The sequence below is a fragment of the Sebaldella termitidis ATCC 33386 genome (genome assembly GCF_000024405.1).
GTDB lineage: Bacteria > Fusobacteriota > Fusobacteriia > Fusobacteriales > Leptotrichiaceae > Sebaldella > Sebaldella termitidis.
In genome coordinates this window covers 3228101-3250905 of the sequence record NC_013517.1, presented here as the reverse complement: position 1 = coordinate 3250905, position 22805 = coordinate 3228101, and the positions used below count along the sequence as shown (strand labels likewise).

At 29.1% G+C, this 22805-nt stretch carries 23 protein-coding genes; all 23 read left to right on the top strand.

Annotation, left to right across the window (positions count from 1 at the left end; genetic code table 11):
- The first annotated feature begins 3 nt into the window (after positions 1-3).
- On the top strand, positions 4-1200 hold the full coding sequence (locus tag STERM_RS15280) for a glycosyltransferase (RefSeq protein WP_012862527.1): 1197 nt from the start codon (positions 4-6) through the stop codon (positions 1198-1200).
- Between the two features lie 3 nt (positions 1201-1203).
- The gene (locus STERM_RS15275; RefSeq protein ID WP_012862526.1) at positions 1204-2481 is read left to right on the top strand and encodes an O-antigen ligase family protein; all 1278 of its coding nucleotides are present in this window, start codon (positions 1204-1206) and stop codon (positions 2479-2481) included.
- A gap of 40 nt (positions 2482-2521) precedes the next feature.
- Positions 2522-3427, top strand: a complete 906-nt coding sequence (locus STERM_RS15270; RefSeq protein WP_012862525.1) for a glycosyltransferase family 9 protein — start codon at positions 2522-2524, stop codon at positions 3425-3427.
- On the top strand, positions 3415-3588 hold the full coding sequence (locus STERM_RS22295) for a hypothetical protein (protein ID WP_169305416.1): 174 nt from the start codon (positions 3415-3417) through the stop codon (positions 3586-3588). Before STERM_RS15270 ends, STERM_RS22295 begins: the two co-directional genes overlap by 13 nt.
- A gap of 23 nt (positions 3589-3611) precedes the next feature.
- Positions 3612-4355 carry a glycosyltransferase family 2 protein gene (locus tag STERM_RS15265; protein ID WP_012862524.1) on the top strand — a complete coding sequence of 248 codons (744 nt, stop codon included), beginning with the start codon at positions 3612-3614 and terminating at the stop codon, positions 4353-4355.
- Entirely contained in the window at positions 4352-5428 is a 1077-nt protein-coding gene (locus STERM_RS15260; protein WP_012862523.1) for a glycosyltransferase, read from the top strand. Before STERM_RS15265 ends, STERM_RS15260 begins: the two co-directional genes overlap by 4 nt.
- Before the next feature lie 16 nt (positions 5429-5444).
- Entirely contained in the window at positions 5445-6536 is a 1092-nt protein-coding gene (locus STERM_RS15255) for a glycosyltransferase family 4 protein (RefSeq protein WP_012862522.1), read from the top strand.
- Between the two features lie 32 nt (positions 6537-6568).
- Positions 6569-7666 carry a glycosyltransferase family 4 protein gene (locus tag STERM_RS15250; protein ID WP_012862521.1) on the top strand — a complete coding sequence of 366 codons (1098 nt, stop codon included), beginning with the start codon at positions 6569-6571 and terminating at the stop codon, positions 7664-7666.
- Positions 7667-7678: 12 nt separating this feature from the next.
- A complete protein-coding gene (locus STERM_RS15245) occupies positions 7679-8764 on the top strand; it encodes a glycosyltransferase family 4 protein (protein WP_012862520.1) in 1086 nt (361 codons plus the stop codon).
- 208 nt (positions 8765-8972) lie between these two features.
- The gene (locus tag STERM_RS15240; RefSeq protein WP_012862519.1) at positions 8973-10001 is read left to right on the top strand and encodes a GDP-mannose 4,6-dehydratase; all 1029 of its coding nucleotides are present in this window, start codon (positions 8973-8975) and stop codon (positions 9999-10001) included.
- A gap of 14 nt (positions 10002-10015) precedes the next feature.
- Positions 10016-11338, top strand: coding sequence for a UDP-glucose dehydrogenase family protein (locus STERM_RS15235; protein ID WP_012862518.1), 1323 nt, complete (start codon positions 10016-10018; stop codon positions 11336-11338).
- An 8-nt stretch (positions 11339-11346) separates the two neighbouring features.
- Positions 11347-12432 (top strand): glycosyltransferase, encoded by a 1086-nt coding sequence (locus tag STERM_RS15230; protein WP_012862517.1) that lies wholly within the window; start codon positions 11347-11349, stop codon positions 12430-12432.
- 10 nt (positions 12433-12442) lie between these two features.
- A complete protein-coding gene (locus STERM_RS15225; RefSeq protein WP_148211855.1) occupies positions 12443-13183 on the top strand; it encodes a BUD32 family EKC/KEOPS complex subunit in 741 nt (246 codons plus the stop codon).
- A 14-nt stretch (positions 13184-13197) separates the two neighbouring features.
- Positions 13198-14277: a glycosyltransferase family 9 protein gene (locus STERM_RS15220; protein ID WP_012862515.1), complete on the top strand. Its 1080-nt coding sequence runs from the start codon at positions 13198-13200 to the stop codon at positions 14275-14277.
- Between the two features lie 32 nt (positions 14278-14309).
- Entirely contained in the window at positions 14310-15344 is a 1035-nt protein-coding gene (locus tag STERM_RS15215) for a glycosyltransferase family 9 protein (protein ID WP_012862514.1), read from the top strand.
- A gap of 1 nt (position 15345) precedes the next feature.
- Positions 15346-16338 (top strand): glycosyltransferase family 9 protein, encoded by a 993-nt coding sequence (locus tag STERM_RS15210; RefSeq protein ID WP_012862513.1) that lies wholly within the window; start codon positions 15346-15348, stop codon positions 16336-16338.
- A complete protein-coding gene (gene tsaD, locus STERM_RS15205; protein WP_012862512.1) occupies positions 16319-17320 on the top strand; it encodes a tRNA (adenosine(37)-N6)-threonylcarbamoyltransferase complex transferase subunit TsaD in 1002 nt (333 codons plus the stop codon). Before STERM_RS15210 ends, tsaD begins: the two co-directional genes overlap by 20 nt.
- Before the next feature lie 28 nt (positions 17321-17348).
- Positions 17349-18701, top strand: a complete 1353-nt coding sequence (locus STERM_RS21390) for a DUF4912 domain-containing protein (RefSeq protein ID WP_012862511.1) — start codon at positions 17349-17351, stop codon at positions 18699-18701.
- A gap of 201 nt (positions 18702-18902) precedes the next feature.
- Entirely contained in the window at positions 18903-19484 is a 582-nt protein-coding gene (locus STERM_RS15195; RefSeq protein WP_041310048.1) for a DUF1694 domain-containing protein, read from the top strand.
- Positions 19477-20748 (top strand): UDP-N-acetylglucosamine 1-carboxyvinyltransferase, encoded by a 1272-nt coding sequence (gene murA, locus STERM_RS15190; RefSeq protein WP_012862509.1) that lies wholly within the window; start codon positions 19477-19479, stop codon positions 20746-20748. The genes STERM_RS15195 and murA overlap by 8 nt, the downstream gene beginning before the upstream one ends.
- Positions 20749-20761: 13 nt before the next feature.
- Positions 20762-21466, top strand: a complete 705-nt coding sequence (rlmB, locus tag STERM_RS15185) for a 23S rRNA (guanosine(2251)-2'-O)-methyltransferase RlmB (RefSeq protein WP_012862508.1) — start codon at positions 20762-20764, stop codon at positions 21464-21466.
- Positions 21467-21568: 102 nt separating this feature from the next.
- Positions 21569-22303, top strand: a complete 735-nt coding sequence (locus STERM_RS15180) for a DUF975 family protein (protein ID WP_012862507.1) — start codon at positions 21569-21571, stop codon at positions 22301-22303.
- A gap of 84 nt (positions 22304-22387) precedes the next feature.
- Positions 22388-22801 carry an Imm51 family immunity protein gene (locus STERM_RS15175; protein ID WP_012862506.1) on the top strand — a complete coding sequence of 138 codons (414 nt, stop codon included), beginning with the start codon at positions 22388-22390 and terminating at the stop codon, positions 22799-22801.
- The last annotated feature ends 4 nt before the right edge of the window (positions 22802-22805 follow it).

Sequence of the window (22805 nt, the reverse complement as noted above, 5' to 3'; positions counted from 1 at the left end):
AATTTGAAAAAACATATATTATTTTTAAGTGGTGGTTTGAAAATTGGAGGAGTGGAAAGAGTACTTATAGAGTATTTAAATAATATTGATAGAGAAAAATATAAGATTACACTTTTTTTAATGTCTGATTTTGGAAAAGAAGCTGTGTTAAGGGATGAATTAAATGAAGAGATAGAAGTAAAATATATTAAACCATTAGAATTACTTGAAGAGAAGAAGAAACTTCAGCAAAATAAGAAAAATATATTTCGTAAATTGAAATATTCTAAATTTTTAAAAAATGAAAAAAAATATTCATATAAAAATTTTAGTAAAAACCTTGCAGAAATATCAAAAGTTGATATTATTATAGATTTTGACAGAAGTTTTATGAAGTATACAAAATATATGAGGAATATTCCTAAATTTATTTGGATACACTCTTCTGTAATTGAACTTGACAAATGTAAAGAAATAAATATAAAAAAATTTGATAGATATTTAAGGAATTACAACAAAATAGTGGCTATTTGTAGTGAAATGTCAGAAGAAATCAGAGACCTATATCCCTTGTTATCAAAAAAATTAGCTGTTTTATATAATCCATTTGATTTTGATAGAATAATAAAGAAATCTTTTGATAGAAATGAATTGAATAATGATGAAAAAAAAATGATGAATGATAATTATCTAATTGCTGTGTCTAGAATAGAAAAAATATCAAAAGATATACCTACTTTAATTAATGCGTATAACATATTACAAAAAAATGGACTTACTGAAAAATTATATATTATAGGTGATGGAGATGAAAAATTAGAAATAGAAAGGATGATAAAAGAAATGAAACTTGAAGAGAGTGTTTATTTATTGGGAGCTAAAAAAAATCCTTTTATTTGGATAAAAAATTCTAAATTATTTGTTCACTCATCTAAATTTGAAGGCTTGTCTACTGTGCTGATAGAAGCTATGATATTGGAAAAGTTGATAGTTTCATCTCTTTGTAAAACTGGGGTAAAAGAAATATTAGATAATGGCAATTGTGGATTATTTTTTGAAGTTGGAAATGAAACTGAATTTGCAGAACAAATGATAAAAATTCTGAATGATGAAGAACTACAAAATAAATTTAAAGAGAATATGAAAGAAAAAGTGAAAGAATTTAAAAAAGAAAATATAATAACAAAATTTTGTGAACTATTAGAAAGTATTTGGGAGTAAAAAATGAAAAAAGAAAAAATCTGTAATCATTTAATAATATTACAAAATATAGTAATATTATTGTATCCGTATTTATTAAGTAAAAGAGGAAACTCATCAAGAGTTTCTGCAACTTTTTTTTTAGTGATTCTTTTCTTGATATATGTAATTCTTACAAAAAATAAAATAATTTTTAATAAACATATAGCTATTGGTGGTATTGGATATATGCTTTTTATGACAATAAGTATGTTTATATTAAAAAGTGATTTTAGTTATGAAAAATTCAAAATGTATGAAAGAACGATTGTTTATTTGTTGTTTGGTTTCTCTATGACACAAGTAGAAATTGATAGGAGAACTTATAAATATATCTTGATATTTTTTTCGCTTCTTTCTTTTTTTCCGATATATAGAGGATTAAGTGAGTGGCATGATAATAATTTTTCTTCAACGATAAGATTATTTGGTGATAATTGGCCAACGAAATTTCCTGTAGAACTTGGAATTTTTTTATTGATATCGATGGTAATATTATTGTATAAGTATAAGCTATGGATAAAAATAATTGCAGGACTTTCAATAATTTTAGGTTATATTGTAATTTTAGGTACACAAACTAGAATAATGATAATTTTAATTCCTCTGATTTTTTTGATTGCTGTAGTTATAAATAAAAATAGGAAAATTTTTGTATTATCGTGTTCTATCATAATTTTAGGTCTGATTATTTTTTATGGGACTTTAAATTCATATTTTCAAAGATTTGATAATAGAAATTCTGATGGGGAGTTCTCAAGCAGTATAAGAGTTTTGATATATGAAAGAAGTTTGGAATTAACTAAAAGAAGTAATTTTTTAGGAATAGGATATCATAATTTTCAAGCTTACTCTCTAAGGGTACCCCCAGATTTTTCAGAATACGTACATTTTGAACCGGATAATTTAACTTATAAGAAAGAAATCCCACTGAATAATGATACTTTGATAATTTATGCATATACCACTGATAATTCACATAATAATATCCTAGATATTTTATTAACTCAGGGAATTTTAAGCCTTTTATTCTACGTTTATATGTTTTTTAATATTTTCTTTGAATTGATAAAGAGATATAAAAATGATGATTTTAAAGAGTATAAACAATACTTTTTATTGGGATTGATAGTTATAATATATGTGTGGATTAATGGACTAACAGAAGTAACGATTTACATGGAAAAAGTTAATCAAACAATGTTTTTTATTTTAGGATTTGCATTAAATAAAAACATAAATATTACAGGAGAAAAAGTTTGAAAAAACCATATTGGCTGAAAAAAATATTTATAAATATTATATGACTAATTTTTTATTCTTCTTTATTACTTTGTATATAAAGCCAAAAGGAGATAAAGATAAAATTCTTATTACTGAATTTGATGGAATAGGTGATATAATAGTAAATCAGAAGTTAATTGATTTGATAATAAAAAAGCACGGCAGGGAAAATGTCATCTTTCTGGTAAGAAATAATACCTCAGAATTGATAGATTTATTAAGCTATAAGTATGAAACTTATGAAGATGAATGTCACATGAAGATAATAAAATTATTTAAAGTGTATAAAAAATTATGTAAATATAATTTTAAAGAACTGTATTTTTTAGAATTTCACCAAAGATATGATGTTAATAAGCTGAAGCATTCAGATAAAGAAAATAAAATTAATTTCTTAAAAAAATTCAATTTTGATAAAGTATATGGCTATAAAAATGGAATGTATAAAAGCTGGAATAAAGAATTTCATACGATACTTATAGATCCTGAATATGATCAAATAATTGATAAAGTATATAATTATGCAAGCAAAATAGAGAGTAATTTAAAAAAAGTAGATTTGATTCCAGAACTGCCGATAAAAACATCTGAAAAAAATTATATAACAGTAGGAGTAGGAACTACAGATTTAAATAGAATGTGCTCTCCGAAAAAACTAGCAGAATTTTTAGAATATCTAATAATATCAGATAAAAATGTAAAAATATATCTCTTGGGTCATGGTAAAAGAGATAGGGAATATTCACAAAAATTGGTAGAAATACTTGGTAAAGATAATCTTACAAATTATGTAAATAAATTAAATCTGGGAGAAAGTACGAAAATGATAGCAGATTCAAAATTATACATAGGTTTTGATTCAGGACTTTATAATATTTCATATGGCTTAAGAAAAAAATTATTGGTATTTTTTTGGAAGAACTAAAGTCTTTTCAGCATAATGCTGAATATGTTAAAATAGTGGTAAAAGAAAATGATGAAAATGAAATAACAATCAGTGATGACTATTACAATAATAAACTAATGAATGAAATTTCTCTGAATAGTTTTGTAAAAGCATATCGTTATTTTTATTCTAAAAAATAAATTTTTAAGTGAGTTGATAAAAAATGAAGTTATCAGTGGGTTTAATTACTTTTAATGAGGAAAAAAACATAGCAAGAACTTTGGATTCTGTATTAGAAATAGCAAATGAGATAGTAATAGTGGATAGCGGAAGTACTGATAAGACGCTGGAAATTGCCCGGAAATATAATGCAGCTATATTTTCTGAAGAATGGAAAGGGTATGGAAGACAAAAAAACTCGGTTATAGCTAAATGTAATGGAGAATGGATACTTTTAATAGATGCAGATGAAGAAATATCGAAAGAATTAAAAAATAAAATAAAAATAGTAATAAATGACGAAAAGAGTGGCAGTGTATACAAACCTAATTTTACTGCAGTATGTTTTGGAAAAAAAATAAGGTATGGAGGCTGGAGTAATCACTATCGTGTAAGACTGTTCAAAAAGGGAATTGGAAAATATAATGACAGAGAAGTACATGAAAAATTTATTACAAATGAAAAACCAGAAATTTTGCAAGAAGAAATATTTCATCATACATATGAAGATCTTGAAGATTATTTTGTAAAATTTAACAGATATACTACAGAATCAGCAATACAATATAAAAAACAAAATAAAAAAAAGAATTTTATATTGTTTTATCTAGATTCTATTTTTAAATTTTTTAAGATGTATATATTAAAAGCCGGTTTTTTAGATGGATATGAAGGATATCTATTGGCTAAACTTGCATCATTTTATGTTTTTGCAAAGTATGCAAAATTAAAGGAGAAAAACAAATGAAAAAGATATGTTTTTTCAATTCATCTAAAAATTGGGGTGGGGGAGAAAAATGGCATTTTGAAACTGCTAAAATTTTGTGGGAAAAAGGATATGAAATAATAGTTTTAGGAAATATAAATAGTGAGTTAATAAAAAGATGTAGGGAAGTTGGGATAGAGGTAAAAGAAATAAAGATATCAAATAAAAGCTTTTTAAATCTGTTAACTGTATATAAAGTGTGTAAATTCTTTTATCAAGAAAAAATATCGACTGTAATAGCAAACTTACCAATTGATATGAAAATATTGTCAATAAGTGGTTTATTTGTTAAAATAGATAAAAAGATTTACAGAAGAGGAAGTGCAATTCCAATAAAAAAAAATTTTTTTAATAAACTGTGTCTTGGGAAATTAATTGATGAAATAATTGTTAATTCTTATGAAACCAAAAATACAGTTATAAAAAATATGAAATTAAGTATGCTAGATGACAAAATAACAGTTATACACAATTATTTTGATTTTGAAATATACGAAAATGAACTTTATGAAGAAATTCAAATAAAAAGAGAAAATAAATTAATAATTGGTAACTTAGCAAGGTTGTCTAAGCAAAAAGGTCAGAGTAATTTTATAGAAATAGCTAAATATTTGAAAAATAAAAATATAAAATTTAAAATATATTTGGCAGGAATTGGTGAATTAGAAGATGAGTTAAGTAAACAAATTAAACATGAAAAATTAGAAAATGAAATTGTCTTATTAGGATTTATAAAGAATGTAAAATTATTTTTAGAAAAAATCGATGTTTTTGCATTTACATCAGTATGGGAAGGTTTTGGTTATTCTTTAGTTGAAGCAATGTATTCTAATAAACCAATAGTTGCCTATGATATAAGTAGCAATCCAGAAGTTTTAGAAGGTTATTTGGGAGCTAAGTTAGTAAAGATTTATGATAATAAAAATTTTGCAGAGCAAATATTAGAAGTGAATGAGATGAAAGAAAAATTGAAAAATAAAAAAATAGGAGAAGAATTTGTCAAAAAAAAATTTGATAAAAAAAAAATTATTGATGAAATTATTGGAATTCTTTAATTAAAAGAGGTTATTTATGAATATATTGTTTTTAACATATCAGGGAGATGTAGCGGGGTCAACCGGTTCAATATCTTATTTAGCTAAAGGTCTTGCTGAAAGAGGTCACAATGTTTATGTAGGTTGTAGAAAAGAATCTTTATTATATGAGATACTGAGTAAAACAAAGGTAAATTTGATTGAAATGAAATTCAAAAGTAAATTTGATCTTAAAAATATGAAACATATTAAAGAAATTGTAAACCAGTATAATATAGATATTATTAATGCCCAATCTAGTAAAGACAGGTATAATTCAATATTTTCAAAGTTATTTTATAAATTACCAGTAAAAATTGTACATACTAGAAGACAAACTCCGAAAAGTTCTGGAATATTTTTCCAAAACTGGTTTTATAATACATTTACTGATATAATAGTAGCAGTTAGTGATGAAGTAAAGGAGGAACTCGTAAAGTCAGGGATAAAAGAAAGCAGAATAGAAGTTATCTATAATGGGACACCTGATTATAAATACAGTGCAGTAAATCCAGAAAATAAAGAAAAGCTATTAAAAAAATATAATATAGAAGATGGTGAAATTATACTAGGCTCTGTATCCAGGCGTAAAGAACAAGATCAAATAATAAAAGCTCTGGCATTATTACCTAAAAATTACAGATTGATTCTCATCGGAATACATGATAACGAATTTGATAATTATAAGCCTTTAATAGAAGAAAATAAACTGGAAAAGAGAATTATTTCGTTAGGTATGATAACTGGTGAAGAAACGTTGAATCATTATCAGATATTTGATATTGATATTTTGGCTTCGGTAATGGAAGGGCTTTCACAGTCATTGCTAGAGGCAATGTATCTAGGGGTTCCGGTAGTTGCTACCAGAGCAGCAGGGAATATAAGTCTTATAAAAGATTATGAAAATGGAATATTTTTTGAAAATGGAAACATAGAAGGCTTAGCATCTGCAGTTAAGAAGATAATTGATGATGAAAATCTAAGAAAAAAACTGATAAAAAATGGTATGAAAACTGCAAAAGAAGATTTTTCTATTGAAAGAGTTATCCTTGAATATGAAGAAAAGTTTGGGTTATTATTGGGAAAATAAAATATTATTATAGATGTAAAAGGAGAATAGTTATGAAAATAGCAATTGTATTTGACGATTGCATGAGATTAGGCGGTGTTGAAAGAGTTATAAATAATCTGGCAGATTATTTTAGTGACAATTTTAATTATACGATAGAAGTAATAAATTATAATATGAATTCCAAAAAACAAAATTTTATTTATAATTCAGCAGTTAAAATCACAGATTTGACAATTAAAAATACAAAAAAAGATTTTATATCAAAATTTATTAATAAAATAAAAATGCGAAAGAAACTAAAAAAACATTTGGAAAAAAATAAATATGATATTATTTTGTGTATGGCTGCTTTGAGCAATATACTTGTTGCTCAGGTGAGAAAAGGGATAGATGCAAAAGTTATTGGGACAGAACATGTACCATATGATGGGCACAGTTTGAAAACCAAGATTAAAAGAAGAATTTTTTATAAAAATCTAGATGCATTGGTAGTTCTTACTCAGGAAGATTATGATAAAAATGCAAAATATTTCAAAAATGTATCAATAATATATAATTCTATACCAGATACTTTTAAATACGAGAATTATAATGTCGAATCTAAAAAAATATTAGCAGCAGGACGGCTTACAGAGGGAAAAGGGTTTGATATTCTGATTAAGTGTACCCGTGAAGCTTTTGAAAAATATCCTGATTGGAATCTGGAAATTCTGGGAGAGGGAGAGAAGAAAAAAGAATTGGGAAGTTTAATAGAAAAGTATAATTTATCTAAAAATATTACAATAAAAAATTTTATTGATAATATGGAAGAAGTTATGAAGGAATATAGTTTTTTTGTAATGACTTCCAAATATGAAGGATTTGGACTTGTTTTGGTAGAGGCACAGGCTACAGGATTGCCGGTTATTAGCTTTGATTGTAAAAGTGGTCCTAAAGAGATAATCAATAATAACATAGATGGTGTATTGGTTAATGCAGAAAATGAAAATGAAATGTCAAAAGCCATAGTAAGCATGATTGAAGATAAAGAATTCAGAAAAAAGCTTTCTAAAAATGCAGTTATCAATTCTGAAAGATTTAGAAATGAAAAAATAGGAAATGAATGGAAAGAATTATTTGAAAAAATGATAAAGAAAAAGTCGGTTTGAAAAGGAGAAAACGTGAAAATAGCATTTTTATTTGATGACAGCTTAGAACTTGGTGGCACACAAAGAGTAATTAATAGTCTGGCTAACTATTTTGCAACTTACTATGATTATGAAGTAGAGTTAATAAATTTTTATAGAAAATCAGATAAAAGGCACTTTGAATATGATTCAAAGGTAAAAATTACATATCTTGATATTTTTTTGAAATATAAAAATTTTTTGCTGAAATATAAGGAAAAATTAAGAAGTCTAAAAATTTTGAAAGAATATTTAAAAGAGCAAAAATATGATATTATAATAGGCATGTCTGCAAGATTTAATATTTATCTGGTTCAAGTAAAAAAAAGGTTGGATTCAAAGTTAATAGGAACAGAACATATCTTTTATGACGGACATAGTCTAAAGACAAAGCTAAGAAAGAAAATTTATTATAATAAGTTGGATATACTTTCAGTATTAACTGATTATGATTATGAAAAATACTCAAAATTTTTAAATAATGTAGTAAAAATACATAATCCTATACCTGATGCTTTTAAATTTAAGAAATATAATAAAAATTCTAAAAAAATATTGGCTGCTGGAAGGTTAACAAAACAAAAAGGATTTGATATGCTATTAAAAGCTATGCCAACTGTAATAAAAAAATGTCCTGACTGGAAATTAGAAATTTTTGGTCAGGGAGAGGAAAAAGAAGAACTTCAGAATCTCATAGATACTTTAAAATTGAATGATAATGTTGAAATAATGGATTATGTTGAAAATTTTTATGAAATTACAGATAATTATAGTTTTTATGTAATGTCGTCCAGATATGAAGCTTTTCCGTGTGTTTTAATAGAAACTCAGGCAAAAGGACTTCCGGCAGTGAGTTTTGATTGCTTGACAGGTCCGGGAGAAATAATTAATAATGAAAAAGATGGTTTATTAGTAGAACCTGAAAATATAGAAAAATTGTCAGCAGCAATCACTAGAATGATAGAAAATGATAATATGCGGATAGAAATGTCTGGAAAAGCTGTGAAAAATTCTGAGAGATTTTTAATAAAAAAAATATGTTCTGAATGGAATGAATTATTTAAAAAATTAGAAAACTAAGAAATAATAACACTAGAAATTGATTTTTTTGAAAAAGTTAATAAAGTTACATTATTTAATATCAGAAAATTTTATTGATTAATGGATAACAGTAAAAATATTTCAGAAGATATAAAGTGAATACTAAATTTTAGAAACATAAAGATAATTATGCTGAAATATTCAGAACAGAAAAGTTTATTTTAATCTGTTAAGAGAGGATGATAAAATGAAAACATACTTAGTTACCGGAGGAGCAGGATTTATAGGATCGCATTTAGTGGAGAAGCTGTTAAAAAATGGAAATAAAGTGATAAATATAGATAACTTTAATGAATTTTATAATTATAATATCAAAGTAAAAAATGTCTTGGATTCTACGGGGAAAATACAGAAAAATGATGATGGAGAAATAAAAGTGAATGAATTACAGGATTTGAAAAAGCTTGTTGATTCTGAAAATTATATTTTGGAAATAGTTGATATAACAAATATGGAAATTCTAGAAGAGATTTTTCAAAGGAATGAAATAGATACAGTAATCCATTTGGCGGCAATGGCAGGAGTAAGACCTTCTATTGAAAAGCCGCTGCTTTATGAAAAAGTAAATATCAGAGGTACAATGAATATCCTTGAATTGATAAATAAATATAATATTAAGAAGTTTATATGTGCTTCATCATCTTCAGTTTACGGAAACAATGAGAAGGTTCCTTTTAGTGAGAAAGATAATGTGGACAGAGCAATATCACCGTATGCTGCTACCAAAAAATCTTGTGAGATAATCGGACACAGCTATCATCATTTATATGATATTGATACAATAATGCTGAGGTTTTTTACAGTATATGGTCCGAGACAAAGACCTGACCTTGCGATACATAAGTTTACAAAGGCTATTATTGAAGAAAAGGAAATACCATTTTATGGAGACGGAACAACTCAGAGAGATTATACATATATAGATGATATAATTGATGGAGTTCTAAAATCAATTATTTATCTGGAAAAAAATAAGAATATCTATGAAATAATAAACTTGGGAGAATCAGAAACAATAAGTCTTAGAAAAATGGTTAAGACTCTTGAAAATGAAATTGGGAAAAAAGCTGTTTTAAAAAAGCTTTCGATGCAGCCTGGTGATGTGAACAGAACATTTGCGGATATTAGTAAGGCAAAAGAGTTAATAGGGTATGATCCAAAAACAAAATTCGAAGAGGGGATAAAAAAATTCGTAAACTGGTATAGAAATAAATAAATACAGGAGGACAAATGAAAATTGGAGTTATTGGAACAGGATATGTCGGATTAGTTCAGGGAGTTATTTTAGCTCAGTTTGGTTTAAATGTAATTTGTGTTGATAATAATGAGGAAAAAATAAAAAACTTAAATAATGGAATTGTCCCTATTTATGAACCCGGATTAGAAGATTTAATGGTAAAAAATATACAGGAGAAAAGGATAGAATTTACTACAGATATAAAAAAAGCAGTTTTAGAATCAGAGGTATTGTTTATAGCTGTGGGGACTCCACCGGCAGATGACGGAAGTGCTGATTTAAGATATGTTCTGGAAGTGGCTAATTCAATTGGAGAATATATGGAGGACTCTAAAGTTGTAGTGAATAAATCGACAGTTCCGGTAGGGACAGGGCATTTAGTAAGAGAAACTATCCAGAATAAGCTAAATCAGAGAGAGAAGAAGTTGGATTTTGATGTTGTTTCAAATCCAGAGTTTCTTAGAGAAGGAAAAGCTGTCAATGACTGCCTGAGACCGGACAGGGTAATAATAGGAACAGAGAGTAAAAAAGCAGAGGAAATGATGAAAAAAGTATATAATGTACTTTATATAAATGAAACTCCTTTTGTTTTTACTAACATTGAAACTGCTGAAATGATAAAATATGCTTCAAATGCGTTCTTAGCTGTAAAAATTTCTTTTATAAATGAAATGGCACTGTTAGCTGAAAAGGTAGGGGCAGATATACAAAAAATAGCAAAGGCAATGGGACAAGACGGAAGAATATCACCAAAGTTTCTACATGCCGGACCTGGTTATGGGGGATCGTGCTTTCCTAAAGATACAAAAGCAATTGCAGAGATTGGTAAAAAGAATAATGAAGAATTACTGGTAATTGAGGCAGCAATAAAAGCGAATAAGAAACAGAAGCAGAAAATGATTGAGAAAGTAACAACAAATATGGGAAATATAGAGGGGAAAGTAATTGCAGTATTAGGACTTTCGTTTAAACCTGAAACTGATGATATGCGGGATGCTCCAGCTTTAGATATTATAAAAGGACTTATAAAAAATGGTGCAAAAATAAAAACATATTGTCCACAGGGAATGAAAGAATCAAAATGGCGTTTGGAGGAATATAAAGAAAGTATTGAATATTCTGAGAACGAATATAAAGCTGTTACAGGTGCTGATGCAACTGTCATTGTTACAGAATGGAATCAGTTCAGAGGGATGAATTTAAGAAAAATGAAAGAATTAATGAAAGATAACTATCTTTTTGATTTAAGAAATATTCATGGAAAAAATCCAGAAGTAAGAAGCTTATTTAAATATTATGCTGTTGGTAGAAAATAGGAGAATAAATGGAAAGTATATGCTTTTTTAACAAATTCAAAAGTTGGGGTGGTGGAGAAAAATGGCATTATGAGGCTGCTAACTTTTTCCAAAAGAATGGATACAAAATTTCCGTGATATGTCATGGAAAAGGTGAACTGTTAAAAAGAATGAAAAAAAATAAAAATATATCTTCTTTTAAAACTACAGGAAGAAAATATGCGTATCTAAATATATTTACTGTTTTAAGAATGGTTTATTTTCTTAAAAAGAATAAAATAGATACGATTATTTATAACTCATTTGAGGATGTTCGCTTAGGAGGTTTTGCAGCAGTGCTGGCAGGTGTTAAAGTCCAGATTTTCAGGAGCGGAATGCCTAAATATATAAAAGAGAAAAAATTACAAAAATTCTTTCAAAAATATATAGATATAATCTTTACTAATTCTTTGGAGAGTAAAGAAATAATTGAAAATAATAATCCCTTTTTAAGGGGAAAAATACGTATATTAAAAAATGGAATTATTTTTTCTGAAACAGATACAGAGGAAAAAATTCTTGAAAGTATAATAGTAATGGGAAATAGCGCCAGATTTGACTATCAGAAAGATCAAAAAACAATACTGCAGGCTTTAAAATTATTAAAAGATAAAAATGTGAAATTTAAATTTTTATTCGCAGGAGATGGAGAATTAAATTCTGACTTAATAAAATTAAGAAATCAGCTTGGACTAGAAGAAGTAGAATTTAAAGGGTTTATGGATAATTGTGATGAGTTGTACAAAAATCTCGATATTTTCATTTTAAGTTCAATATTTGAAGGAAGTTCGAATTCACTGATAGAAGCAATGAGCTTTAAAGATGCAGTTATAGTCTCGGATATACAGTCAAATTTGGAAATTATTGACAACGGCAGATACGGAATTTCATTCAAAGTAGGAAGCCCGGAAGATTTATTTGAAAAATTGTTTGATGTTATTAATAATAAAGAAAAGTTATTGGAATTAAAAGAAAAAGCACTGGAAGGTGTAAAGAAAAATTATAATTATAATGTAAATATGAAAAATTTTGAAAATCAGCTAATTGAAGTACATGCTAAAATAAATGGAAAGTGAAAGCAGAAAAATGAAATATCAAATTCCAACAGAAGTTTTAAAATTAAATCCTAGAGTTTTCAAATATGATATAAATGGGGAAATTGTATATGTGAAAAAAAGAGAGAAAAATAAAAAACATTTTGGGCATATACTTCAGAGTATTATCTATAAAATTACTAAAAATCCTATGCTGATTCCCACAGTCCTATCAAAAAATGAAAATGAAGTATTATTTGAAATAAAAAAAATACTAAAACTGAAAAAAGATGAAGTAAATGTTCCTGATATTTTATTCAGCTGTGAGGATTATTTTGTAATGTCTGATACTGGAGAAAATTTGAAAGAGTATATCAAATCCCATATTGAGAAAAAAAATTTTTATGTGGAGAAGGCTCTTGGAGAATTATGCAGGCTTCATTATAAAAATAATGTTCACGGCGGTTCGCAGATCAGAAATTTTACTATAAAGGATGAAAAAATTTCATTAATTGATTTTGAGGAAAAAATTCCTGAAAAATATATAGATGAATTTAAAATAAGGGATCTTCTTGTATTCATTCTTTCTTTGCAGAAAGCTGGTTTTGATCCTGATGTAAAAAAAATATGTAAAATATATGAAGAAAAAACTTCAAAAGAAGTATACGAAGTTTTGAGAAAGTTTTTAATTAAATATAAATGGATTTACTTTTTAAATAGAGGAATTTTTTCAAAAATAAGAATGAAGGATGTAAGAGATTTTATAGCAGTTATAGAAAAAGTTGATAAATAAGAAGAGGATGGAGTATGGAATCGAAAAGAGCTTTGATCATAAGTTTTTCAGGAATAGGAGATGCGGTATTAACAGAAGTTTTGTGTGAAAATCTGAAACAGATGTTTCCGGAAATAACAGTTGATATGGTAGTAAAAGATAATAGTTTCCCGTTATTTTTGAATAATTCAGCAGTAGATAATGTCATACCTTATTTCAATAATGAGAGAAAAAATTATCTGGAATATATAAAAAAAACATGGAATGTTATGAAAAAAAAATATGACATTATACTGGATGTAGAATCTACACCAAGAAGCGAGCTTTTTTCTTTATTCGGGAAAAAAGCCGACTATCGTGCGGGATGGTATAAAGTGTCTAAACATAAGTTTTTATGGATGAAAGTAAAAAGAGGATTTTTTTATAATAATAAGATAGTAAGAGATAATAAAGAAAGTGTTACTAAAAATCTTACTAAGTTCTTAGACCCTCTTATTAAAATTTCATCTTTGGAAAACTATAAAAAAACTTTTGATTTTAAAATATGTATAACAGATGAGGAAAAACAGGAAATGAGAAAAATCATGAAAGAAGCCGGAATAGATTTTTCAAAGCCTGTAATTATGTGTGCTGTAAATTCTGTGAGTAATGGAAAAAGATGGCGGAAAGACTATATGACGGAAGTTTTGAAATATATTCTGAATAATTATGATTATCAGCTTTTACTTTTTTATACGCCGAACGAAAAGGAGTATACTGTAAATTTGGCAGAAGAATTACAGAACGACAGAGTATTTTACAGTATAGAAACAAAGGATGTAAGGGATCTTGCAAAATTAATGGCAAATTCAGATTATTATTTTGGAAATGAAGGCGGTGCAAGACATATAGCACAGGCTGTGGAGCTTCCGGGCTTTGCAGTATTCTCACCTGATGCATCAAAAAAGGACTGGCTTGTAAATAACGGAAATACAGATTATGACGGTATAGAAGCAAGAGATATTCTGGGAGATAGTGTTTACAGTATGAGTGAACATGAGAGATATGATGTGATTACACCCCAAGAAGTAATAAAGAGACTTGAGCCGAAGCTTTTAAAGCTCCGTAAGAATTAAAATATATTATTTGAAGAGATAAAGAGGTAAAAATGAATATATTAATTATTCACACAGCATTTATAGGAGATATAGCATTATCTACACCATTTGTAAGAGCTGTCAGTGATAAGTATCCCGATGCAGATTTATATTATCTAACAACGCCGGCAGGAGCAGCACTTTTACAGAATAATCCTTTAATAAAGGAGATTATTGTTTTTGATAAAAAAGGAAAAGACAAAGGACTGAAAGGTTTTTTTAAAACAGCAAAGCTCCTTCGAAAATATAAATTTCATACAGTATTTATATTACATAGATATTTAAGAAGCAGTTTTCTGGGATATTTTTCCGGAGCGAAGGAAAGAATCGGCTTTGATGTGGCTTCCGGCAGTTTTTTATACACAAAAAAAATAAAATACAGAAAAGACCTTCATGAAATAGACAGATTATTGAAATTTGTCGATGGTGAAACCGGAAAATATAAAGTGGAGATATATCCTTCCGATATTAATGTCGGAAATATAGATGCAATATGGCAGAAACATGGTATAAAAGATCAGAAAATAGTAGCTGTGGCTCCGGGGAGCAAATGGTTTACGAAGATGTGGCCAAAAGAATATTTTGACGAGCTTATAAATAAATTAAACGGGCTAAAAAATGTAAAAATAATTCTAGTAGGCGGAAAAGAAGACAAAGAAATAGAATTAAAAAATGAAAGCAAGGCAATAGATTTACGAGGTGCGACTTCATTGTCCGATCTGGCGGAGATTTTGAAAAGAAGTGATGTGCTGGTGACAAATGACAGTTCGCCTATTCATATAGGCTCTGCTTTTGAAAAACCGTTTATAGCTGCAATATTTGGTCCTACTGTAAAGGAATTCGGATTTACTCCTTCAAATAAAAAAAATACTGTTATTGAAATAGAAGGCTTGGAATGCCGTCCCTGTGGAATACATGGGCATGATAAGTGTCCTTTGGGACATTTCAAATGTATGAGGGAAATTCTTCCTGAAAAAGTTTTTGAAATTGTAGCAGATAAATTAGAAATCAAATTAGACAACACTCTAAAGAATCCAGAGGAATAGCATGAAAATTTTGATAATAAGATTTAGTTCTTTTGGTGATGTTTTAATGACATCACCGGTTTTGAAAAAAATAAAAAAAGTTTATCCCGATTCTGAGATAGACTTTTTAGTGTATGATAGTTTTTCAGAGGCTGTGACTGATAATCCAAATTTGAATAATATTTATATTTTTCCTAAAAAGAAAAGTAAAGATTTTGATTATATAAATAAATTAATATCTGAATTAAAGGAAAAAAAATATGATTATGTAATAGACCTCCACTCAAAATTATTATCAGGATATATTGGAAAAAAATTAAAGACAAATTACATTAAATATCAAAAAAGAAAATGGTGGAAAACTATATTGGTAAAGCTGAGATTAATTCGGTATAAAGCAGATCTGCCAATAGTGAAACAGTATTTCAGACCATTAAAAAAATTAAATATTTTTTATGAAAATGAAAAAACTGAATTTTTTTTCAATTTATCTATTGAAGATAATTTAAATAAGAAGTATAATCTAAATGAAGAATATCTGATTTTAGCTCCGGGAGCATCTAAAAATACTAAAAAATGGGTTTATTTTAATGAACTTGCTGCTCTTTTGACTGAAAAATTAAATATGAAAATTTATGTCATAGGAGGAAAGGAAGATTTCGGGGTAGTAAAAGAAGGTAAAAATATCATTGATTTATGCGGAAAACTGTCATTCAAAGAAAGCGGTGCTTTATTAAAGCATGCGAAGTTTTCTGTAACAAACGATTCAGGACCTTTTCATATTTCCGTGGGAGTAGATACCAAAACTTTTGTTATTTTTGGTCCCACTGATTCCGGAATGTTTTTATTCGGAGAGAATGAAATATTAATAAGTTCAAATCAGAAATGCTCACCGTGTTCGCTTCACGGGGATGATGAATGTCCTAAGAAACATTTTAACTGTATGAAATTATTACTGCCTGAACAGGTATTTGAAGTGATTAAGGAGAAGATAAATGAAAATACTGGCAATTGAGACATCGTGTGACGAAACTTCGGTTGCAATAATAGAAGACGGAAAAAAAGTACTGAGCAATATAGTTTCCAGCCAGATTAAGATACATGAAAAATACGGCGGAGTGGTTCCGGAGATAGCATCAAGACATCATATAGAAAATATTCTGCCTGTTTTTGAAGAGGCGCTGGATGAAGCAAAATTATCTATAGACGACATAGATTATATAGCAGTAACATATACTCCGGGACTGATAGGAGCATTGCTTGTAGGAGTGGCTTTTGCCAAAGCGGTTAGTTATTCTGCGGGAATTCCTCTGATACCGGTACATCACCTTAAAGGTCATGTATATTCCAGCTTTATTGAATATGACATAAAGCTTCCGGCAATATCACTGGTTGTTTCAGGCGGACATACCATTCTTTTGAAAATTAATGAAGATTATGAATTTACGTTAATGGGGGAAACACTTGATGATGCAGCCGGAGAAGTGTATGATAAAATAGCAAGACTTTTAGGGCTGGGTTATCCGGGAGGACCTAAAATTGACAGTTTATCTGAAAAAGGTGTACATGATTTAAAGATAAAAAAGCCAAATGTGAAGGAAAATGAATTTAGCTTCAGCGGAGTAAAAACATTTGTAACCAATTACATTAATAATGAAAAAATGAAGGGCAATATTATTAACAAGGAAAATATAGCAAGATCTTTTCAAGATACAGTCATTACAATTTTAAGTGAAAAAGCAGTAAATCTGTGTAAAAAAGAAGGAATAAAAACATTGACAGTTGTTGGCGGTGTGTCTGCAAATAAAGCTCTGAGAAGAAAAATGACAGAAATGGGAGAAGAAAATAATATTGAAGTTTTTTTTCCGGGCTTGGAATACTGTACTGACAACGCTGCCATGATAGGGGTAGCTGCATATTATGAATTAAAGAAGAAAGGAAGAGATTATAATTATATTTTATTAGATGCTGTTGCTTCTAAAGATATGTTTTTATAAAAATCTCTAGGTTTAGGAGGTTAGATACATGAAATATCTGGAAGATATGAGTAATGAAGAATTACTTATGATTGCCAAAAGGGAAAGAATACTGTTAAGCTTAAAATTCTTAAGGGAAGAGCTGATAAACAGCCTTGAAGTAAAAGGCTATGAAAAAATGGATCCTGTAAAAGCTGCACAGGAAGTAGCAGAGCTGGAAAAAGAAAGAAACCGTCCGAAAAAAAATGAAATAAGAATAGCAGCTGACGGAAGTGTCGAAGTAGTAGAAATACCCTTAGAGCCGCATGAAATAGAAGATGCATATGAAATTAAAGAAGAAAAAGCACCAGAAAATGAACATTCGCGTGAGATTGAAAATGATCTTGAAGTAGCTAAAGAAATAGCAAGGGAGATTGATGAAGAAATGATGAGAAAAAAAATTATCACTGAAACTCCTGATACTGAAAAAGAGATAAAATCAAATAATGAAAACGGAATGGAAAATGGCGAGAAAATAATTGCTGCATCAGAAAAATCAGTTGAGGAGACAAATTTAATACCAGAGGAAAAAATCAATGAAATAGTTCCTGCCGGGGCAGAAGAAGCAGAAGTGCTGCCTGGTGAGAGAAATAACATAAGAATCGTATTTTTGAATCAGGAAGTAGAATTGCCGGCAAGAAAAAAACAAAGAAAGAAATATCATAGAAATTTTATATTCAGAAGAGGTGCAAAGAAATTAAGAGATAAAACAAGAGGTCTTTATGACTTAAGGTCAAAGATGGAGTTTTATCCGACATCACTGGATGAGGATTTCGTAAACAGAAGAATAAAAGAAAGAAAAGTGCAGAACTCTAAGTATATAATAGGAAATGAAAGAATTTCAGAAAATTCAGATAAAAAAGATGTATTTTTTGATAAGGCCCCTCTTCCAAGTGCTTATTTTGTGGATGAAGTGGTACTAATGCCTAAAAATAACAATACTTTATTTGCATACTGGGAAATCAGAGATGATACATACAATAAATTAAAACAGGAAAAAAATGTACTCAGTAATGTAGTAATAAAAGTGTATAAGAATGGTGTCGAAGATCAGAGAATAATACGAAGTGAAAGACTGGGAAGCCATTATATACATAATATAGAGGCAGCACAGGATTATGATGTAAGTATAGGTTATGAAAATGCTGCAGGTGAATATATAGAAATAGCTCATTCTTCAAGAGCACTTGCGCCAAGAGATAAGGCCTCTGAAAATAAAGATCTGAAATGGCTGGAGGTTAACGAAAATAACGATAAAAAAGAACTGAAAGCTGAAACAGACATTGATACAGATGAAAGCTATATAGATGAAGATGTCTTTTCAGTATTGCTTGATAAATTAAGAAATGTAAGATCTTCTTAAAAATAACAGTTTATGCTTTGTTTTTAACAGAATAGTGTTGAAATATCAGTGTCTGCTGTCAGTAAGGAAACAAGAGAGCAGAGTTTTGATTTCACATGCTTATTTTACGGAGACATAAAGTTTTAAATTTTTTTCTACTTTTTTTAAAAAAAGTAGTTTTTTTTATTTTAAATTTGTAAGAATTATGATAGAATCAGAGGTATGGATGATATGAATAATGATGATATAATGAAAAAAATAGAACAGGAAAAAGACAGGGCATATAGTAAACAGCTTGAAAAGAATATTTTTTTGGGCGAATATAAAGAGAGGGTAATTGCTGCTTTGACAAAAGAAGAAGTAGAAGAGAAGGGAGTGTACAAGGAAATAATTCAGGCACTTAAAACAAAAGAAGCAAAAAACCTCAAAATTGCCAGGGATATAGAGTTCTCAAAGATAAAAGACTATGTTGCGGAAGCTGAAAAAATTGGTATAAATTATCAGCTTGTAGATGGGTTATCATATTCTGGAAACATAGGTCTGGTAGTGTCAGCAGATGATGCACTGGAAAATCCGGTGGAAAATCCTATAATAAAAAGTGTACCTGAAAGATTCAGGGAAAAGGGTCTTGCTGATATATATTATGAATCAATGGGGGAAAAAATCTGTGAATTTCATAAAAATGTTATACATGACGAGCTGCCGGAATTTGAAAGTAAATATAGAGATATTACATTAATAGATAGAGTTCTGGGAGTAAAATGTCCAATAGATGAAAAATTAGGAGGAAAAAAACGTGGTTGATGGATTCAAAATAACTGGAAAAAGAGCATTGAACGGTGTAATACCGGTAAGCGGGGCAAAAAATGCAGCACTGCCTATACTAATAGGAACACTTGTGGAAAAAGGGGAGTATATTATCAGAAATGTACCGAATCTGAGAGATATAAGAGTATTGGTAAAACTTCTTGAAGATTTGGGAATGACAGTGGAGCAAATTAATGAAAATGATTATAAAATAATAAATAATGGTTTTAGAAGAAACGAAGCAAGCTATGAAATAGTAAAAAAAATGAGAGCTTCATTTTTAGTTATGGGTCCGATGATCAGCAATCTGAATGAATCAGTGGTTTCACTTCCGGGAGGATGTGCAATAGGGTCAAGACCTGTGGATCTTCATATAAAAGGTTTTGAAGCACTTGGTGCAGAAATTACTCAGGTACACGGATATATTCATGCAAAATCTGATAATCTGAAAGGTGCAGAGATAAATTTAAAGTTTCCGAGTGTAGGAGCTACAGAAAATTTAATGATGGCAGCAGTAAAAGTTCCGGGGAAAACAATAATAGGAAATGCAGCAAGAGAGCCTGAAATAGTAGATTTGGGAAATTTTTTGATAAAAATGGGTGCCAAAATAACAGGTCTTGGGACAAGTTCTATAGAAATAGAAGGTGTGGAGGAGCTTCATGCTTGTGAATACAGCGTAATGCCGGACAGAATAGAAGCAGGAACTTATATTATCGCCTCTATAATTACAGATGGCGAACTAAAAGTAAAAGATGCAAGACTGGATGATCTTGGAGTTTTTAAATCTGAGCTTGAAGATATGGGAATAATTTTTGAGTATGAAGATGGAAATATACTGAAAATAAACGGAAAGCTTGAAAGCCTGAAGCCTGCAAGAATAAGAACAATACCTCATCCGGGATTTCCTACTGATATGCAGCCGCAAATGATGCTGTTATTATCTCTTGTTAACGGTACAAGCGAGCTTGAGGAAACAGTTTTTGAAAACAGATTTATGCATGTTCCGGAATTTAACAGAATGGGAACTGATATAAGTATCAGACACGGTGTTGCTGTAGTAAGCGGAGGACTTCCTTTAAGCGGTGCAGAGGTAATGGCGTCTGATCTGAGAGCAGGAGCTGCTTTGGTGCTGGCAGGGCTGGCAGCAGAAGGAACTACTGTAGTAAACAGGGTTTATCATATAGACAGAGGATATGACAAGCTTGAGGAGAAACTAAATAAAGTCGGGGCTAAAATCGAAAGAATAAAATTAGACGCATAATATAGGGAGAAAAATGGAAAAAATCATTGGATTAAATGCTGTGAGAGAAGCACTTGACGGCAGTAAAAACATTGAAAAAATTGAAATTTACAAGGGGACTAATAAAGACAGAATAAGAGATATTTTGAGCAAAGCCAGCAAAAAGAACATAAAAATTTTTTATACAGATAAACGTCAGGAAAATTCTCAGGGAATAGCAGCTTTAGTTTCTGAGTATGACTATTATCTGGAATTAAATGAATTTTTGGAAAAAGTTCTAGCCAAGCAGAGATCAATAGTATTAGTATTGGATCAAATTCAGGATCCAAGGAATTTTGGTGCAATAATAAGATCTGCAGAATGTTTTGGCGTAGACGGGATAATAATTCAGGACAGAAACAGTGTAAGTGTAACGGAAACTGTGGTAAAATCATCAACAGGCGCTATAGAGCATGTAGATATTATTAAGGTTACCAATGTTTCAGATTCAATGGATAAATTAAAGAAGTATGGGTATTTTATCTATGGTGCTGAAGCAGACGGGGAAACTGAATATTATAATGAGCCCTTTCCCGAAAAGTTATGTCTTGTTTTGGGAAGTGAAGGAAAAGGAATGAGAAAAAAAGTAAAAGAACATTGTGATAAGATACTTAATATTCCAATGCACGGGAAAATAAATTCATTGAATGTTTCAGTAGCAAACGGAATATTACTTGCAGAAATTTCAAAAAATAAATAATACCTGTTCAGGTATTTTTTATTATCTGAAACAGAAAGCTTGCGATTTATAAATTTTTTTCTTTTGAAGATATAAATAAGCATTCAAAATAAAGGAGTCGGCATGACAATAACAGAAAATATAAATAAATCACTAAAGGAATATATAAGATCAATTTTTAGCTGGATATTGATAGCAGGAGTATGCGGAGCTGTATCATTAGCTTTTACTTTTCTAGCTCTTCCATATATGAAAATTTTAAACGGTCTGAATGGGATGGAAGTAGAACAGATTTATAGTATGAGTACGGCAGAATTAGATCAGTATTTCAGAGCATCTGTGATTTTTATAGGTATATATGCATTAAATGTTTTGGTAGCATATATGTTCAATGTGGGAGCTTTTAAATGTGCTCTTGAAAGCAGCAGAGGGAGAAAAATAAAAAGAAGCGATATATTTTTTGCCTTTAAGAAGAAACCGTTGAAATTTTTGGCTTTATATATATGGAAGTTTATTTTACTGTCTTTTTGGTCATGTTTATTCATCATTCCTGGTATTATAAAATATTTTTCATATTCACAGTCTTTATTTTTGATGATAGAAAACCCGAATTATAAAATCAATGAAGCAATCAGGGAAAGTAAAATACTAATGTCAGGACATAAAGAAAAGTTTTTTATATTATGGTTTTTTAGTATAATATTAATGGTGTTTCTTGTATTAATACCTTATGTGGGAGCAGGACTTTTTACTTTTTTTGCGTTTCCTTTTGTAAATCTTCTATACATAAATTTTTATAATGATATCACTCTTTATAACCAGTATAATGATAATGAATATAAAAATACAGAGTTATAGAAAAGAATTGTCAGCGGGAAGATAAATCAGATTTCAGTATTATGATTATTAGAACAAAATTTTAAAACAGGAATAGGTGATTGAGTGAAAAATAGTTATTTAGAATTACATCTGGAAAATATACTGATTAATAAAGATTATATGGATGAAGTAAAGGCAGATTTGTGGGAAAATGATGAGTATCCTGCATTTGATCTGACAATAGTGGAAATAACCAGAGGAATATGCTATGCATGTGATCTGCTGCCATTTGAAGATGAATCGGAAGATATGGAAGAGTTAAACAGTGCTTTGGAGCGGGCAGGATTTGAGATTAACGGTTACGGGTGGGAAGATTATCTTTGTGGATATATTGAAAAAAACCATCCTGATTTTCTGGATAAAGTTGGAACAGACAGTGAATCAGATACATGCGGTGTCTATGTAATGGATGAGCTTCCCGATTATAAAAAATTACTATCTTATGTGTCAGAAGCAGTAAGAGCTCTGCTGGCTTAAAAGA